Here is a 17,159-nt window from a genome sequence, read left to right on the forward strand (position 1 = left end):
GAAACGCACACGAAAACGCGTGACGATGGTCGATCTCGCGACGGTTCTCCAACTCACCGTCGGTCTCGCGCTGTTGTTCTCGAACGCCTTCTTCGTCGTCACCGAGTTCGCCATGACCCGCGTCCGCCAGTTCCCCGAGGCGGAGTTTCGGGGGCAGCGCGGCCTCGAACGCGCCTGGGAGATGACCGAACAGCTCGAGATCTACCTGTCGGGCTGTCAGCTCGGGATCACGATTTCGAGCGTCGGGCTGGGCGTCGTCGCCGAGCCGGCGCTCGCCTCGCTGCTCGATCCGGCGATACGGGCGACCGGGCTCGCGGGGCTGCTCGGCGGCGGCTCGGACGGTCACGCCGCCCTGTCGGTGCTGCTCGCACTCGTTCTCGTCAACCTCCTTCACGTCATCATCGGCGAGCAGGCACCCACTTACTTCGGGATCGAGCGGACGAAACTCGCCGCGCGCTACGGCGCGCCGGTGCTCTACTGGTGGACGACGACGCTCGGGCCGATCATCCGGTTCGCCGACTGGGTTGCGAAGGGGCTCCTCTCGCTGGTCGGCGTGACGATCACCCGGTCGTGGGCCGACGAAGAGATCGAAGAGGACGAGTCGCCGCCGGCCTCGCGGAGCGAACTCCGGAATCGGATGGGGTCGGTGTTGCATCAGGGATCGCTCACCGCGGAGCGCGAACGGGAGGTGATCAACGCGCTCGCGATCGGCGAGACGTCCGTCGCGGAGGTAATGGTCGAGCGCAGCGGCATCGTCGCGCTCTCGACGGCCGAACCGGTCGACACGAACCTGGAGCTCATGGCCAAGCGCCAGCACACCCGATTCCCGCTCGTGGACACCGATCTGGAGGCGTTCGTCGGCGTCGTCTACACGCCAGCGGTGCTCTCGAACGTCGACGCCCTCCGAAACGGCGAACGAGATCTCGAATCGCTCGCCACCAGTCCGCTGACCGTTCCGTCCGGCATCCCCGTCAGCGATCTCATCGATCGCTTTCAAGAGGAGAACCAGGAGCTCGCACTCGTCACCGACACGGACGACGAACGGGTGGTCGGTCTCGTGACCGCGACCGACGCCTTCGAGGCCATCGCCGGCGACATCGAGGATCCACTCGACTGAGTCGTCGGAGCTACTCGGCCACGTCGATGGGGCGTGCGTCGGCGAGTTCGCGGAGGCGCTCGGGCGCGATCGGGAAGACGGCCTCGGGCGTGCCCGCGGCGGCCCAGACGGTGTCGAACGCCTGGAGCGTTTCGTCGAGATAGACCGGCAGGGACGTGTCGTGACAGAACGGCGGGACGCCGCCGATCGACCAGCCGACGGTCTCGCGCACCGTGTCGGCGTCGGCCATCGCGACCGTGTGTTCGTCGACGTCGCGAACGGTGGCGAGTTTGTCCTCGCTCACACGGTTGGCACCGCTCGTGACCACGACGACCGGCTCGGGAGTCACGAACACGAGCGAGCTCGCGATCTGGGCGACATCACAGTCGATGGCCGCGGCCGCGGCGCTCGCCGTCCTGGTCCCGTCGGGAAACTCGTGGACGTCGACCGCGACGCCGTACTCCTGCTCGGCTCGCTCGGCGAAGGCTGCTGCCCGTCGGTGCATGTCGTGCGTGAGAACGAGCGCGCTAAAAACGGTGATGGCTACCGTGCGTCGGCGATCGGAACCGCACCGCTCGACTGGAGCCACGCCGTGTGCTCGCGCTCGTCGTAGATGACGACTGCGCCGTCCTCGCGCTCGAAGGCGACGAGGCGTTCTTCGCGTGCCGGTACGCTCGCCGAGGTGTCGGAGGGCGACTCCTGTGGGGACGTGCTCATTGGTTTTGGGTAGTGTCGGTTTTCGGTGCCGCTAGTTGCACCGAGGGGCCACATCGTGATAAACGTTGTCACCATATTCGAAATTCTGCCGGAGGTCGGGAACGATACGGGAACCCGACCTTTTCACGCTGGACCCCGAACTGCGAATATGAGCGACGCGCCACGCGACCCTGAACTCGAACGCCTCGCCGAGGACCTCTCGTCGACGCTCGCCGAGCTCCGTGACGAACTCGAAACGCGCGGGCCGCCACGAGAACCGCCCCGCGGACCACTGGGACTGCCTCGCCCACCGACGCCGGGCGAACTGCTCGATCTCGCCGACGAGTTCGCGATCCCCGCACTCATCGCGTTCCTCGAAGCGAACGTCCGGGCGCTCGAAGCGTTCCAGGCCGCCCTCCGACTGGCACGCGCCGGCGAGGAGGTCAGCGAGCGCGGGCGCGAGACGCGACGGCAGGGCGAGCGTCTCGGTCGCGACGCGCTCGACCGTCTCGACGACGTGCTCGACGATCTCCAGGGCGCACTCGACGGGCGACCACAGAACCCGACCGCGCGCACGCTCGCCGATGAGGCCCGCGCGCTCCGCGACGAGATCGACGATCGCCTCGCCGAGGGTGATCGTCGTGTGAACCGCTCGACCCGCGACCGACGGTCGATCTCCGCCCGCGACGAACGCGACGAATCGGATGACGACGTCGCCATCGACGTCGACGCCGAGCTCGACTCGATCCGCGATGCGGTCGAGAACGACGAGGGGGACGCGGAGTAAACGGTCACTGCGGCCACAAGAGTTTATAGTCTCGATTACATCTCTCCGCATGTGATGGAGGGGGCACGATCGCTGCCGGAGGGGAACGTACAGCTCGAACTGTTCGTGCGATCGTCGGTGCCGGCGGTCGCGCGCGATTCGCAGTCGGGGGTCCGCGAGCGGCTCCGACGGCTCGACGCCGACGGGGAGGTCGCTGGCGCGACGGTCCGAACGTGGGAGAAGCGGGTGCCGATCGACACCGGCTGCTCCGAACGCGAGACACACCACACGCACGCGTCGTTCGACGACTGGGCACGCAGACACGGCGTCAGCCTCGCCCCGTTTTTCGACACGCGCGAGTGTCACTCGTCGATCACCGGCGAGTCACACACCGCGCTCGTCCTGCCGGTGATGAGCCTCGCCGTCTACGAAGGTGACCGACTCAGCGCCGTCTTCCCGCACGCCGACGAGGACCGCTCGTACACCGTCAGTGAGGCGCTCGATGCGCTCGAAGGTGACGAAACGACGGCGGAACCGGAGGAATCGGAAGAATCCGAAGAGTCCGAAGAATCGACGCGCGAGGAACTACCGGTCGGCGCGCCCTAATCGGCGGGTTCGAACCGATAGCCATCCCACTGTTGACTCGCGGGTTCGCGGATACCGGCCTCGGGATCTCGCAGTTCCTCGATATAGACTGGTTTCACGTCGTCACCGATTTCGATATCGTCCGTCGTGAGCTGGCCGAGCGCGCGGACGGACCCGTCCTCGATCTCGAATTCGACGATCGCGAGGTGGTTCGGCTCCCGCACTCCGGGCGGCGTGGCGGTGCTCGTCGTCCACGTGACGACCGTCGCAGTGTGATCGCTCAGATCCACCGTGCCGGTTCGTTCCGCGCCACCGGGACCGAGCGGGTGTGGCGGGTAGGTGATCGAGCCGTCCGCGTAGCGGGCCGCCTCCATCGATGGCTCGCCAGCGGCGAAATCGCTCTCAGGGCTCATGCGCCCGCCTCCAGGATGGTGGTGATGACACAGTTGCCAAAGCCACCCACGTTACACGCAAGCCCGACGTCGGCGTCGACCTGTCGCGGACCCGCCTCACCGAGCACCTGCTTGTAGATCTCGTAGCCCTGCGCGACGCCGCTCGCGCCGAGGGGATGCCCCTTCGATTTCAGCCCACCAGAGGTGTTGATCGGTAGTTCACCGTCACGCTCGGTTTTGCCGTCCTCGACCGTCTCCCAAGCAGCGCCCTGCTCGGCGAACTCCAGCCCCTCCATCTGGAGGAATTCGAGGATCGTGAACATGTCGTGGAGTTCGGCCACGTCGATGTCCTCGGGGCCGTAGCCACTCATCTCGTAGGCCTCTTTCCCCGACTCGACCACGCCGCCCATCACCGTCGGTTCCGCGCGCTCGTGGACCACGTGAGTGTCGGTCGCGCCGCCAACGCCGCTCACGAGGGCGTACTCGTCGGTGTATTCTTTCGCGACCGACTCCGGACAGAACATCAGCGCCGCGCTCCCGTCGGTGATCGGACAGAAATCGTACAGTCTGAGCGGGTCGGCAACGATCGGGCTCTCTAACACTGTTTCGAGATCGACTTCCTTCTGAAACTGGGCGTGCGGGTTGTCGACGCCGTTCCTGTGGTTTTTGACGGCGACCTTCCCGAGACTCTCGCGCGGCGCGTCGTAGCGATCGAGATAGCGCCGCGCCGTCAGCCCCGCGAAACTCGGCAGCGTCACGCCGTGTTTGTACTCGACGGGATGGGTCAGCGAGGCGATCACGTCGGTGGCCTCGCCCGTCGAGCGATGCGTCATCTTCTCACCACCCACCAAGAGGGTCATCTCGCTCGCGCCCGAGGCGACCGACTGCCAAGCGGCGTACATACCTGCGCCCCCGCTCGAAGAAGTCTGATCGACGCGCTGTGTGTAGGCCGGCAGGCAGTCGAGATCGTGGGCGAGCGCGTTCGGGACACCGGTCTGGCCCTCGAACTCGCCGCTGGCCATGTTCGAGACGTAGAGATGCTCGACGGCGTCGGGCGCGACGCCGGCGTCGTCGAGACAGACCGCGCCCGCTTCGGCGAGCAACCCTTGAATCCACGCTTCGCGCTGTCCGAACTGGGTCATCGATGCGCCGATGACGGCCACGTTCGTGCTCATTTCGTCCGGGTCGTCTCCCGCCCCCGTTATGGATGTTTCGACGCTACCGACGGAGCCGCCCCGCCGTCTTCCACTCCTCGCCGCGAGCGACTCTCTGGGGTGGCGTCCGCCCGTCGAGACGGCCACAGAGCGACCAGCGATCGCAGTGCTCCGATTCTTCCTCGTCGGCGTTCGCGGCGGCCGCGGCGCGGTCGCGGAGATGCGCACCGATGGCGGCGGCGATGGCGGCCGCCTCGCCGCGGTCGGCGCTCGTGGGGACCGACAGATCGAGTTCGTCGAGAACGTCCTCGGTCGCGGCCGCTCGCGCGTCGTCCGGGTCGTCGGTTTCGGCCAGCAGTGATGTCGGTGTCATCAGAGTTGGACGTTGCCGTGGTCCTTCGGCGGCCCGTCAGTTCGCTTGCGATCGAGAACGTCGAGATCGCGGATGAGCCGTCGGCGGGTCTCGTTCGGCTCGATGACGTCGTCGACGTAGCCGCGCTCGGCCGCCGAGTAGGGGTTGGCGAACTCCTCGCGGTACTCGTCCATCAGCGCCTGGCGGGTCGCCTCGGGATCGTCCGCGTCGGCGAGTTCGTCCCGATAAAGGACGTCCACCGCCCCGCGCGGGCCCATCACGGCGGTTTCAGCGCCGGGCCACGCGTAGTTCGTGTCCGCGCCCAGGAGTTTCGAGCCCATCACGATGTAGGCCCCTCCATACGCTTTCCGGAGAATCACCGTCGAGAGCGGGACCGTCGCCTCGGCGTAGGCGTAGATGAGTTTCGCGCCGTGACGGATGATCCCGTTGTGCTCCTGATCGGTGCCGGGCATGAACCCGGGCACGTCGACGAAGGTCAACACTGGTATATTGAACGAATCACAGAAGCGGACGAACCGCGCGCCCTTCTGGCTCGATTCGATGTTGAGCGTGCCGGCGTTGACCGAGGGCTGGTTGGCGACGATTCCAACTGGTCGGCCGTCCATGCGCGCGAGCCCGGTCACGAGCGTGCGTGCGAACCCGCCGTGCGTCTCGAAGAAGGAGCCGTCGTCGACGATGTTCCCGATCACGTTCGTCACGTCGTAGGGTTTGCGCGGCGCGTCGGGCACGATATCACCGACCTCGCAGCGCCGGTCGGGATCGTCCCACGAGTCGACACGCGGCGGATCCTCGACGTTGTTCTGCGGGAGATACGAGAGTAGCCGCCTGATGTCGTCGAGCACCTCCTCCTCGCTCGGAGCGGTCCGGTGGGCGACGCCGCTCTCGTTGGCGTGGGCGCTCGCCCCTCCGAGTTCCTCCATCGTGATCTGCTCGCCGGTGACCGTCTCGATCACGTCCGGCCCCGTGATCATCATCTGAGCGGTGTCTTCGACCATGAACGTGAAATCCGTCAGCGCCGGCGAGTAGGTCGCCCCGCCGGCACACGGCCCCATGATCGCCGAGATCTGCGGGACGAGCCCGCTTGCCTTCGTGTTTCGTTGGAAGATCTTCGCGAACCCCGTGAGCGAGGCGATTCCCTCCTGGATGCGTGCGCCACCGGAATCGTTCAGCCCGATGATGGGCACGCCATTCTCGATCGCCTTGTCCATCACCTTACAGATCTTGTCGGCGACCGCTTCGCCGACCGATCCCCCGAGAACGGTGAAGTCGTGGGCGAAGACGAACACCGTCCGGCTGTCGACCTCGCCGTAGCCCGTGACGACGCCGTCGCCGGCGTACTTCTTCTCGGCCATGCCGAAGTTCGTCGACTGGTGTTCGACGAACCGGTCGAACTCCTCGAAACTGTCCTCGTCGAGGAGGTAGTCGATGCGTTCGCGGGCGGTCAGTTTCCCGCGGTCGTGTTGGGCGTCGATGCGGGCCTGTCCCCCGCCCAGCGCCGCCTCGGTGCGGCGTCGCCGCAGTTCCTCGATCGCCGATTCGTCCAGTGCGTCGCTCTCGCCGGCGTTGGCGTCGTCTTCGGCCGCCACGCTACCACCCCATACCGCCGTTGCCGGCGAGAATGTGATCGGTCGAAGAGCCCGGTACGGGCCCGGCGACGGTGCGGCCGCTCCCGCGGAACGCGCCGGTGACCACGCAGGTCTGCGTGTCGAGCGTCATGTCTCTGTGTCGTTGCTCTACGTGTAGCTACCTAAATCTGTGCCACGATAGATCACCGTTGCGACTGTGAACGTACCTTCACCATTCGTTACCATTGAATGGTACTGGCGTTATCGGAGTGACAACGACAGATTCTTTAGGCCGTCCTAAAAACACGCGACATCGCAATGACGGCCGACATCTGTGTGATCGTTCCGACGATACGCGAGTTCGAGTGCGTACGAGCCTACGCCGAAAACGCCCGCAAGCACGGCTTCGATACCGACCGCCTCCACGTCGTGCTCGTGACCGAGGATTTCTGTGACACCGAGGCGATGGCGACGATGCTCGACGAACTCGATCTCGCCGGCGAGGTCTTCGACGGCGCTGCCCGCGAGGAGTGGTACGACGAACAGTCCGTCACGGAGTTTGCCCATCTCGTCCCCGCTGCGAGCCACGCCCAGACGAGCTTCGGGCTGCTCTACTGCTGGGCGAACGGGTTTGACTACGGCGTCTTCATCGACGACGACACCCGCCCGCACATGGACGAGGACTTCTTCGGGACGCATCTCGCGAACTTGAACGGCGAACACGAGGTCGAGCGCGTCCGCTCGGACGAGCAGTGGGTGAACGTCCTCTACGAGAACGCCGACGAGCACGGTCTCTACCCGCGTGGCTACCCCTACTCAGCGATGGACGAGGAGATCGAGACCGATCGTACGCGCGTGACGAACGTCGTCGCCTCGCAGGGGCTCTGGACGAACGTGCCCGACCTCGACGCCGCCCGCATCCTCGCCGATGGCGATCTGCAGGGACAGGCCAAGACGCGGCTCTCGGCCGACGACTTCGGCGAGCCGTTCGTCGCCGCGGAGGGCCAGTATCTCACGGTCTGCTCGATGAATCTCGCCTTCCGGCGCGAGGTGATCCCCGCGTTCTACCAGCTCCCGATGGACGACAACCCCTGGGACGTCGGCCGGTTCGACGACATCTGGAGCGGCGTCTTCCTCAAGCGCGCCTGCGACGTGCTCGGTACGGAGATCCTCACCGGCGGGCCGCTCTGTAAGCACAACAAGGCCGAGCGCTCGACGTTCGACGATCTCCGCTCGGAGCTGCCCGCGCTCGACGCCAACGAACGCCTCTGGCGGGCCGTCGACGACGCGGCCGCGGACGCCGATTCGTACGCCGACGCCTTCGCCGCGATGGCCGACGCGCTCGTCGAACGCGACTGGAGCGACTGCGAGAACGGCGAGTTCCTCCCGTACGTCGGCGAGTACATGCACGACTGGTTGGCCTGTCTCGACGCGCTCGATCCGGGCTCGATCGCCGTGCCGGCCGCCGCCAGCGCCGACGACTGAACCGGCAGGTATAACGGTTACCACCCACCACCAATTTTTAGGCTGGCCAAAATCGGCCAGTGGCAGACAATGAAAGGACACGATTTCGACAGGCGGACAATACTGAAAGGTGGTATGGCAAGCCTCGCCGCAGCGGCCGGACTCGCCGGCTGTACCGGTGGTGCACAATCAGGGAACGACAGCGCCAACGGCAGCGGCGGCGCGAATGGGAGCGGCAACGGCAGCGGTGGTAACGGTAGCAACGCCAGCGGGACCCCGGGAGCCTCCGACGACCGGAAGGTGCGCGTCGTGCTCAACGAGTGGCAGGTGAAACCCGACGCGAAGTCGGTGCCATCGGGCCAGGTGACGTTCAACGCCGTCAACAAGGGCCACGAGGTCCACGAACTGGTCGTCAGAGAGCGCAGCGACGACGGTGCCTACGAGGAGCTCGACGAGGTCGACGACATCGGCAAGGGCACGAGCAAGAAGCTGCAGATGAAGCTCGAGCCCGGCACGTACGAGCTCGCCTGCCTCATCGTCGAGGAAGAGAACGGCGAGACCGAGGATCACTACAAACTCGGCATGCACGAGACGATCGAGGTCACGAACTAACGACGACGAGCCACGGCATGGGCATCGCGGTTTCGTAACCGACACCACAAACGACATACTGCCGAGCGGCGTCACTAGATGGGATGGATCGACCGCGGAACGACAGGGTTTTTAGGCTGTCCTAAATCATATGTGGCAATGACGCGACGCGCTGGTGACGATCCAACGGCGAACGGCTCCGACGATCACGGTGATTCCGGGTTGGGACGGCGACGATTCCTCCGCACGTCGGCCGTCGTGGCCGGCGGCGCGCTGGTCGCCGGCTGTTCGTCGGGCGACAGTGGTGCCAACGCGAGCGGTGCGAACGGCTCCAACGCGTCGAGCAACGCCAGCAGCGGGGCGAACGGTACCGTCAGCAACACCTCCGGCAACGCGAGCGCGAACGGCTCGGTCGGCATCAAATCGTTCCGAGGGTCGGGCCCGCTCGTCGAGAGCCGCCCACCGCTGAAGGGACCCCGCATCGACGATCTCCCCGATCTCTCGGGCACGCTCAGTGTCTATCTCGGCGGCGGCGAGGGCGGACTCTACACCCAGTTCCTCGATCTGCTGCAGAAGATGTATCCGAAGTTCGACGTGAAGCTCCGGACGGCCTCCTCCTCACAGCTCGCGAACACGCTCATCACCGAGGTGGAGAGCGGCTCGCCGAAGGCCGACGTGTTCTGGGCGGTCGACCTCGGCGCACTCGGCGTCGTCGCCAACAACGACGCGACGGTGAAACTCCCGAAGAAGGTCGTCAAGCCCGTCCCCAAGTCGTTCCATCCGAACAACAAGTGGGTCGGCGTCGCCGGACGCGCGCGGAGCGTTCCCTACAACACGAACGAGCTCTCGGCGAACCAGATCCCGAACAAGGTCCAGAAGTTCACCGATACGAAGCAGCTACAGGGATCGATGGGCTGGGCACCGACCTACGGGGCCTTCCAGTCGTTCATCACGGCGATGCGGCTGCTCCGCGGCAAGGAGCAGACCAAGCAGTGGCTGAAGGGGATGCAGGGACAGAACGTCTCCGAATATCCCGACGAGTTCCTCGTCTCGAACGCCGTCGCCGACGGCGAGCTCGCGGCCGGCTTCGCCAACCACTACTACTCGCTGCGCGTGCGGGCCGCCCGCCCGAACGCGCCGATCGAGCTCGCGTTCACGAAGGGCGACGCGGGCGCACTCATCAACGCCGCCGGTGTCGAGGTGATCAAAGGGACCAAGCGCCGCCAGCTCGCCATGGACTTCATCAAACACCTCCTGACCGCCGAGGCCCAGGAGTTCTTCGCCACGCGGACGTTCGCCTACCCGATGATCCCGGGTGTCCCGCCCGTCGGCGGACTGCCGACGATCGACGAGCTCAACCCGCCGGAGCTGGATCTCGCGAAACTCTCGAACCTCGAACCCACCCTGAAACTCATGCGCGAGACCGGAGTGCTCTGAGATGAGTACCCTCGGCGACGGTCGTATCGACATCGACCGCGGGACCGTCCTCAGAGGGGGATTGCTCGCGCTCGCCGGCGCGATCGCGCTCGCGGTCGTCGCCCCGATCGCGTGGCTCGTCGTCCGCGCGTTCGACATGGGCATCGAGAGCGCGCTCGCGCTGCTGTCGTCGCCCTCGACGGTCCAGATCACGGTCAACAGCGCGCTGCTCGTGACTGCGGTCACTGCCGGCTCGGTGCTGCTCGGCGTGCCGCTCGCGGTGTTGACCGCGCGCACGGACCTTCCGTTTCGGCGCTTCTGGACCGTCGTGCTGGCGCTCCCGCTCGTGGTGCCGAGCTACATCGGCGCGTTCGCGTTCGTCTCGGCGTTCGGCCCGCGGGGAACGCTCGCCGACCTGCTCGCCCCGTTGGGTGTCGAATCCATTCCAACGATTTACGGGCTGCAGGGAACGGTGCTGGTCCTCACGCTGTTCGTCTACCCATACGTCTTCCTCACCACGCGCGCGGCGCTGCTTTCCTTCGACGCCAGTCAGATCGAGGCCGCGCGCACCCTGAACCACTCCTATCTCGGTGCCTTTCGCCGCGTCGTCCTGCCACAGATCGCGCCGGGGATCGCCGCCGGCGCGCTGCTGGTGGGGCTCTACACGCTCTCTGATTTCGGGACGCCGTCGATCATGCATTACGACGTGTTCACGCGCATGATCTTCGTCGAGTACAACGCCTTCGGCCGCGGCCGCGCAGCGCTGCTCTCAGTGCTCTTGCTGGGGCTCACCGTCGCCATCCTCGGCATCGAGTCGCGCCTCTCGGCCGACGACGGCAACGCCTACGCCGGCGGACGGCGTGGCTACACCATCTCGCTCGGGGCCTGGAAGTGGCCGGCGCTCGCCTTCTGTACGCTGGTCGTCGCGCTCTGTCTGGTCGTCCCACTCGGCGTGCTGGCGATGTGGCTGTTCCGCGGCGGGCCGGGCTACTCGGCCGGCGGGTTCGCCTTCGAGTGGTCCTACGGTCTGAACTCCGTCGTCGTCGCAGCGCTCGCGGCGCTCGTCGCGACGGTCGCGGCGCTACCGGTCGGCTATCTCTCGGCGCGGACGGACGGCCCGCTCACGGATCTGTTCGACCGGATGACCTATCTCGGCTACGCCGCACCCGGCGTCGTCGTCGGTTTCGCGCTCGTCTACTTCGGCGTGCGCTATCTGCCGGGGCTCTATCAGACGCTTCCCCTGTTGATCTTCGGCTACGTCGTCCGCTTCATCCCGCAGGCGGTCGGCACCACCCAGTCGTCGGTGCTCCAGGTCGATCGGTCGCTGCTCGAAGCCGCGCGCACGCTCGGCCACTCGCCGCTCGCGAGCTTCCGGCGCGTGACGCTCCCGCTGATCGCGCCGGGCGTCGTCGCGGGCGCGGCGCTGGTCTTCCTGACGACGATGAAGGAACTGCCGGCGACGCTCCTCCTGCATCCCTCCGGGTTCAAGACGCTCGTCACCTACATCTGGCAGGTCCAAGACGCAGGATATTACGGGGCGGCCGCCGTACCGGCGCTCGTGCTCGTCGCCGTCTCCGGACTCTCGATGCTCGTCATCCTCACACAGGAGGGCGACGATGTCCGGTAAATCCACCCAGGAACCGTATCCCGAGGCCGCCACCGACCGCTCGCGTGGGGCTGACGCGCCCGACAGCGCGCCGGGAAGCGCCGACACCGCCGACGTGGTGCTCGAACTCACCGACGCGAGCAAGGAGTTCGGGGCCGAAACGGCAGTGAACGAACTCTCGCTGTCGGTCCGCGAGGGTGAGCTGCTGACGCTGCTCGGCCCCTCGGGCTGTGGGAAGACGACGACGCTGCGGCTGATCGCGGGGCTCGAAACCCCGACGGCGGGAACGATCACTCTCGACGACGAGCGCGTCGCCGACGACACTCGTTCTGTGGACCCCGAGGACCGCGACGTCGGCATCGTCTTCCAGGACTTCGCGCTGTTCCCGCACATGACCGTCGAGGAGAACATCGCGTTCGGCCTCACCGACGCCGACGGCGATCGAACGGACGAGCGCGTGGCCGATCTGCTCGAACTCGTCGGTCTCGAATCGTTCGGCGAGCGCACGCCCGATCAGCTCTCGGGCGGCCAGCAACAGCGCGTCGCGCTCGCCCGCGCGCTCGCGCCCGAACCCGACCTCCTGCTGCTCGACGAGCCGTTCTCCAATCTCGACGTGCGCCTGCGCGTGCGGATGCGCGAGGAGGTCCGTCGCATTCTGGAGGCGGCGGGCGTCACCGCCGTCTCCGTCACCCACGACCAGGAGGAGGCGCTGTCGATCTCCGATCGCGTCGCCGTGCTCAACGACGGTCGCCTCGAACAGGTCGGCCGACCGGAGATCGTCTTCGAGCAACCTGAATCGCGCTTCGTCGCCGCCTTTCTCGGCCGCGCGGGCTTCCTGTCGGGCAGCGTCGACGAGGCGGGCGTCCACACCGGCATCGGGAGCTTCGAGACGGCGCGCATGCAGGGACTGACCGACGACTACGCCGGCACCGACATCGACGTGCTCGTGCGGCCGGACGATCTCCGGGCGAACCCCGTGGCGGACGAGGATGCGGGCAACGGACGGGTCGTCCACCGCCAGTACACCGGCTCGTCGTTCGTCTACCGCGTCGAACTCGATACGGGCGACGTGATCCACTGCGAGCACAACCACACGACCGACATCCACCTCGACCAGCGGGTCGCCGTCTCGTTCGTCGCCGATCACCGGCTCGCGTGGTATCCCGCCGAGTGATGGGACGGCTCGGCGAGCGACTCGACGGACGACGGTTCCGACTCGCGGTGCTCGCCCTCGCCCTGATCGGCGGACTGGCCGTCTGGATAGTCTCGACGAATCTCTTTCCGTATCTCTCGCTGAATCACGACGAGGGAGTGTATCTCCAGCAGGCCGGCATGCTGCTCGACGGAAAACTGTTCCTCCGGCCGCCGGTCCCCGAATCGTTCCGGCCGTGGTTCTTCGTCGGAAGCGAACGGGGGTTCTATCCCAAATACGCGCCCATCGCCGCCGCGATGTTCGCGCTCGGCCGGCTCGCGGGCGACTACACGCTCACGCTCGTCGCCATCGCGGCGGCGAACGTCGCTCTTCTGGCGATCGTCGTCGCCGAAACCTTCCGTCACGAGGGTCGCCGGTTCGCGCGCGCGACCGGACTGCTCGCCGGCGGACTGCTCCTCTTCTCGCCGCTCTTTCTCATCAACTCGTCGACGTTCCTCTCGTACGCGCCGACGACGCTGTGGAACCTGCTGTTCGCCGCGGCGTATCTCCGCGCCGACCACACCGGGAGCCGGTTGCTGGCGGCGGTCGCCGGACTCGCCATCGGCGTCGCCTTCTTCTCGCGACCCTACACCGCCGTGTTGTTCGCCACACCGTTCGTCGTCCACGCGCTCTGGACGCTGCGGGATGGCCGTGCCGCCCTGATCCGCAACGGTCTGACCGCCGCCGGCGGACTGCTCGGCGTGGCCGTCGCACTCGGCTACAACGCCTTTCTCACCGGCGACCCGTTCACCTTCCCGTACGCGGCGTTCGCACCGCTCGATGGCATCGGCTTCGGGAAGCGGGCGATCCTCGGTCACGCCAAACAGTACACGCCGACGCTCGCGCTGACGGCGAACGCGAAGGTGCTCGCGACGTTCTTCGGCCGGTGGGGGATCGCCGGCGTGCTCGGGACGGCGCTCGCGGCCTGCGGGACGGTGCTCGCGATCGTCGTCCCGCGAAACCGGCTGCGCGCCCGGACCGCGGTGCTCGCCGGGCTGTTCGTGTCGATCCCCGTCGGCAACATTCTCTTCTGGGGCAACTTCAACATCCTCGGCGATCTCGAAGAGTCGGGGGCGGGTCTGATCGCCTTCCTGGGGCCGTACTACCACTTCGATCTGCTCGTCCCGACGGCGGCGTTCGCGGCGTACGCCGGCCTCCGGGGCGCGCTTCGACTCCACCGGCTGCTACAGCCCCGGTTCGATGCCCGACAGGCACGCGTCGCACTCGCGGTCTGTCTGCTCGTCGCGGGCGCGGCGCTGGCGGGTGTGACGGCAAGCGCAGCGAGCGAGCCGCTCGAACGCAATGGAAACGTCACCGCCGAGTACGAACAGGCCTACCAGCCCTTCGAGAATCGAAGTCTGGCGAACGCGCTCGTCTTCCTCCCGACGACGTACGGTCGCTGGCTCAGCCATCCGTTCCAGGCGCTGCGCAATGATCCCGGCTTCGGCGGCGACGCGGTCTACGCGCTCGCCGAACGCCAGTTCGCGGTCGTCGACGCCTACCCGAACCGGACGTACTACCGCTACGTCTACGGCGGTTCGTGGAGCCCGACGACCGGCGACGCCTCCGAGGGTGCCCTCCGATCGATCACGGTCCGCTCGGGCGATCGACTCGCGGTCGACGGGCAGTTCGGGATCCCGAACTCGCCCGAGAGCGTCACGGTACGCCTCGCGAACGGCGACAATCAGAGCTACTACACGACGACGCGCGACAACGGAACGCTCGACCTCCGGCTCGTCACCGACGAGCGCGCTCGGGTTCGCGGGGAAGTCACACCGGTCAACGGGAGTTCGATACCGCTCACCGGAGACACGCTCACGCTGTCGGTGTTCGTCGATCGGGGGCCGACCGGCGGGTTCGGCTACCGCGTCGAGCTTCCGTTCGACCGGTCGGGCGACACGATCCGCGCGCTCACGCCCACGAAAGAGGTCTGTCCGGCCTATCGCTGTGGCGGCGGGCGCGGGGTGGTCAACGGCACCAGCGACGGCGTGTCGATCGACGCGAACCTCACGACTGCCTGATTACCGACGGCGCTCTTCGAGACCGACGGTGAGTATCGAGCGCGCGATGTCCTTCCCACCAGAGAGCGGGTCGAGCGTCGTCTCGCCGAGGCGCTCGCCGTATTCGATCGGTGTCTCGTGGACGTCGTAACCGCGCGCGAGCGGGCGGACGAGTAGTTCGGCGGAGAGACCGGTGTTCTCGGTCCACTCGATATCCTCGATGACCTCTTGGCGGTAGGCACGCATCCCGGTCGTCGTGTCGTGGACGCGCTCGCCGAGCAGGAGGCTCGCCAGTACGGCGAAGGCGTGGTTGCCGAGGCGGTTGAACGGCGGCATCGTCGCGGCCCCATGGTAGAGGCGGTCGCCGCTGACGACGTCCGCGCCGCCGTTGATCGCGTCGAGAAACTCAGGGAGGGCGTCCATCGGGTAGGTGCCGTCGCAGTCGGTCGTGACGATCACCGGACGGTCGGCCGCCCGGAGCGCGCGGGCAACGGCGACGCCGTAGCCCTGTGGTTCCTGTTCGATGACGCGCGCGCCGTGCTCGCGGGCGATCTCGGCAGTGCGGTCGCTCGAACCGTCGACACAGACCGTCTCGGCCGCGCCATCGGTCGCCTCGTCGATCGAATCGAGCACGCTCTCGATGGCGGCTTCTTCGTTGTACGTGCCCATCACGACGCTCACGTCGTCGAAATCATAGCTCTCGGATACACTCATCGACGCGGCTTCGCCCCACCCCTACTTGAATTTTTAGGCTTGCCGAAATCAACGTCGGCGAGCGAGCGCGACGCCCGCGAGCGCGAGGACGGCGAGCAGCGCGGCTCCCATGCCGAATCCGGGCCCGAACGCGTCGCTGCTGTCGGTCTGAGTTGGCGAACTCGTGCCGACCAGTCCGCCGCCGTCGGTTGCGGTGGCTCCGTCATCGCTCCCGTTGCCGGCGGTCGCGTCACCGTCGTCCTCGGCGGCCGTCGCCGTCGGCGTGTCGGTCGGGGTCTGCGTGTCGGTTGCGGTTGCCGTATCGGTCGCCGTCGGGCTGTCGGTCGCGGTTTGTGTATCGGCTGCGGTCGAGCCGTCGGTGGTCCCCGTCGTCGCGTTCGCGCCCGATCCGTTCGGCGTCGCCGTGAACGTGCTCACGCCGCCACTACAGCTGCCGGGACTGATCTCGACGGGACTGCTCATGTCGAGTTCGGTCGTCGAGCCGTCGCCCGAGCGGACGATCCAGTTGTCGATCTCGTTGTCGCTCGGTGAGCCGCTCCACTCCTCGAAGGGGTAGCGATCGACCTCGTCGTTGAACGCGATGTCCGCGGTGATCGTGCTGTAGTCCGAACTCCCCAGTCCGCGGAAGGCCGCACCGTCGGTGCGCTCGCCGTTCGAGTTCCACTGGATCCGTGCGCCCGTGTCGGTGTACTCGAAGGTGTCGTCGCGGTTGGTGTAGTTGTCGTCCTCGACGGCCCACTCGCCGTCGGCGGGCAGTCCCGAGATGTCACCCGTGGCGACGAACCCGTACGGCTCGTTGATCTTGTCGTGGAGGAAGACGAGGCTCAGCCCGTCGCTGCCGCGATAGACGAACAGCTGACTCACCTGGTTCTCCTGAATGTCGGTGGTGCCGAGCGAGCTGTAGTTCGCCCGATCGTCGAGCACCGTGTAGTCGTAGAACTGCTCGACCGTCCGACTACCGTCGCCGAGCGGCGTGACCTCCGTACACGTATCGCCCTGCTGGACGATGAACGTCGTGTTCTCCTGGGCCGCCGCCGATCCCGGCACGACGGCGAGCGATCCGACGACCATCACCGCGAGCGCGACGGCAACGAGCCACGATCGCCCGTGCTCGCCCGCCCGCGCTCCCGAACGTTCGCTCATAGAACAGGGTGCTCCGTCCATCTATATAAATGGCGCTTGTCCGTCCCGAACGGGGCTCTGTCGGTGGGGGCGAACACCGTTCGATCGGCTTCGCTGCCGACGAGACGGACGATCGGCGGGCTCAGAGCATGTTCTCGGCTTCGAGGCGCTCCCAGACGGCTTCGCCCTTTTCGGTGATGCCGTAGACGCGGCCTTTCTTCTGATCCTCGGAGACGAGCAGCTCGACCATCCCGCGCTCGTCGTCGCGCAGTCCCGACAGTGCCCGCGAGACGTGCGCGATGGCGATACCCTCGTCGGTGGCGATGCGTGACGGCGTCGCCGGCCCCTCGACCAGCCGCGAGAGTACGTCCACGCGGTACTGCGAGCGAATCACGAAACTGATTGTATCCCAATCCTCTGTCATACG

General features: G+C 66.8%; 19 protein-coding genes. 9 read left to right on the forward strand and 10 right to left on the reverse strand.

The features are described 5' to 3' along the window. The first annotated feature begins 25 nt into the window (after nt 1–25). The gene (locus NO363_RS06370) at nt 26–1,117 is read left to right on the forward strand and encodes a CNNM domain-containing protein (protein WP_256687731.1); all 1,092 of its coding nucleotides are present in this window, start codon (nt 26–28) and stop codon (nt 1,115–1,117) included. 10 nt (nt 1,118–1,127) lie between these two features. On the opposite strand, the gene NO363_RS06375 is transcribed toward NO363_RS06370, so the two are convergent. After that, a complete protein-coding gene (locus NO363_RS06375) occupies nt 1,128–1,601 on the reverse strand; it encodes a YbaK/EbsC family protein (protein ID WP_256687732.1) in 474 nt (157 codons plus the stop codon). Between the two features lie 38 nt (nt 1,602–1,639). Then, nucleotides 1,640–1,813 carry a DUF7331 family protein gene (locus NO363_RS06380; protein WP_162832758.1) on the reverse strand — a complete coding sequence of 58 codons (174 nt, stop codon included), beginning with the start codon at nt 1,811–1,813 and terminating at the stop codon, nt 1,640–1,642. Between the two features lie 148 nt (nt 1,814–1,961). Here NO363_RS06380 and NO363_RS06385 point away from each other — a divergent pair, with 148 nt between their 5' ends. Both NO363_RS06385 and NO363_RS06390 read left to right on the forward strand, forming a co-directional pair. Further along, entirely contained in the window at nt 1,962–2,579 is a 618-nt protein-coding gene (locus NO363_RS06385; protein WP_256687733.1) for a DUF7547 family protein, read from the forward strand. 54 nt (nt 2,580–2,633) lie between these two features. Next, nucleotides 2,634–3,164: an HTH domain-containing protein gene (locus NO363_RS06390; protein WP_256687734.1), complete on the forward strand. Its 531-nt coding sequence runs from the start codon at nt 2,634–2,636 to the stop codon at nt 3,162–3,164. Here the strand turns inward: NO363_RS06390 and NO363_RS06395 are convergent. From NO363_RS06395 to NO363_RS06415, 5 genes are read right to left on the reverse strand one after another with little or no spacing between them, the layout of a single operon-like run. Beyond that, nucleotides 3,161–3,556: an OB-fold domain-containing protein gene (locus NO363_RS06395; RefSeq protein ID WP_256687736.1), complete on the reverse strand. Its 396-nt coding sequence runs from the start codon at nt 3,554–3,556 to the stop codon at nt 3,161–3,163. The two genes, NO363_RS06390 and NO363_RS06395, sit on opposite strands and share 4 nt — an antisense overlap. Next, complete coding sequence (locus tag NO363_RS06400; RefSeq protein ID WP_256687738.1) at nt 3,553–4,710, reverse strand: thiolase family protein; 1,158 nt, start codon at nt 4,708–4,710, stop codon at nt 3,553–3,555. Before NO363_RS06400 ends, NO363_RS06395 begins: the two co-directional genes overlap by 4 nt. A 43-nt stretch (nt 4,711–4,753) precedes the next feature. Further along, nucleotides 4,754–5,062 carry a DUF8022 family protein gene (locus NO363_RS06405; protein WP_256687739.1) on the reverse strand — a complete coding sequence of 103 codons (309 nt, stop codon included), beginning with the start codon at nt 5,060–5,062 and terminating at the stop codon, nt 4,754–4,756. After that, nucleotides 5,062–6,648, reverse strand: a complete 1,587-nt coding sequence (locus NO363_RS06410; protein WP_256687740.1) for an acyl-CoA carboxylase subunit beta — start codon at nt 6,646–6,648, stop codon at nt 5,062–5,064. Before NO363_RS06410 ends, NO363_RS06405 begins: the two co-directional genes overlap by 1 nt. Nucleotide 6,649: 1 nt before the next feature. After that, entirely contained in the window at nt 6,650–6,778 is a 129-nt protein-coding gene (locus NO363_RS06415; protein WP_256687741.1) for a hypothetical protein, read from the reverse strand. Nucleotides 6,779–6,945: 167 nt separating this feature from the next. Between NO363_RS06415 and NO363_RS06420 the strand changes: the two genes are divergently transcribed. The 6 genes from NO363_RS06420 to NO363_RS06445 all read left to right on the forward strand — a co-directional run bounded on the left by NO363_RS06420 (nt 6,946) and on the right by NO363_RS06445 (nt 14,917). Beyond that, the gene (locus NO363_RS06420) at nt 6,946–8,112 is read left to right on the forward strand and encodes an alpha-1 4-glucan-protein synthase (RefSeq protein WP_256687743.1); all 1,167 of its coding nucleotides are present in this window, start codon (nt 6,946–6,948) and stop codon (nt 8,110–8,112) included. Nucleotides 8,113–8,226: 114 nt separating this feature from the next. After that, complete coding sequence (locus NO363_RS06425) at nt 8,227–8,703, forward strand: cupredoxin domain-containing protein (RefSeq protein ID WP_256687744.1); 477 nt, start codon at nt 8,227–8,229, stop codon at nt 8,701–8,703. Between the two features lie 138 nt (nt 8,704–8,841). Continuing rightward, nucleotides 8,842–10,119 (forward strand): extracellular solute-binding protein, encoded by a 1,278-nt coding sequence (locus NO363_RS06430; RefSeq protein WP_256687745.1) that lies wholly within the window; start codon nt 8,842–8,844, stop codon nt 10,117–10,119. 1 nt (nt 10,120) lies between these two features. Further along, nucleotides 10,121–11,725, forward strand: a complete 1,605-nt coding sequence (locus NO363_RS06435) for an ABC transporter permease (protein WP_256687746.1) — start codon at nt 10,121–10,123, stop codon at nt 11,723–11,725. Next, nucleotides 11,715–12,878 (forward strand): ABC transporter ATP-binding protein, encoded by a 1,164-nt coding sequence (locus tag NO363_RS06440; protein ID WP_256687748.1) that lies wholly within the window; start codon nt 11,715–11,717, stop codon nt 12,876–12,878. Before NO363_RS06435 ends, NO363_RS06440 begins: the two co-directional genes overlap by 11 nt. Beyond that, a complete protein-coding gene (locus tag NO363_RS06445; RefSeq protein WP_256687750.1) occupies nt 12,878–14,917 on the forward strand; it encodes an ArnT family glycosyltransferase in 2,040 nt (679 codons plus the stop codon). Before NO363_RS06440 ends, NO363_RS06445 begins: the two co-directional genes overlap by 1 nt. Here NO363_RS06445 and NO363_RS06450 read toward each other — a convergent pair whose 3' ends face one another. From NO363_RS06450 to NO363_RS06460, 3 genes are all read right to left on the reverse strand, one after another. Next, on the reverse strand, nt 14,918–15,610 hold the full coding sequence (locus NO363_RS06450; protein ID WP_256687752.1) for a dolichyl-phosphate hexose transferase: 693 nt from the start codon (nt 15,608–15,610) through the stop codon (nt 14,918–14,920). Between the two features lie 48 nt (nt 15,611–15,658). Then, entirely contained in the window at nt 15,659–16,753 is a 1,095-nt protein-coding gene (locus tag NO363_RS06455) for a cell surface glycoprotein related protein (protein ID WP_256687754.1), read from the reverse strand. Between the two features lie 121 nt (nt 16,754–16,874). Continuing rightward, the gene (locus tag NO363_RS06460) at nt 16,875–17,156 is read right to left on the reverse strand and encodes a helix-turn-helix domain-containing protein (protein ID WP_256687755.1); all 282 of its coding nucleotides are present in this window, start codon (nt 17,154–17,156) and stop codon (nt 16,875–16,877) included. Nucleotides 17,157–17,159: the final 3 nt, after the last annotated feature.

This window comes from Halococcus qingdaonensis, assembly GCF_024508235.1.
Taxonomy (GTDB): domain Archaea; phylum Halobacteriota; class Halobacteria; order Halobacteriales; family Halococcaceae; genus Halococcus; species Halococcus qingdaonensis.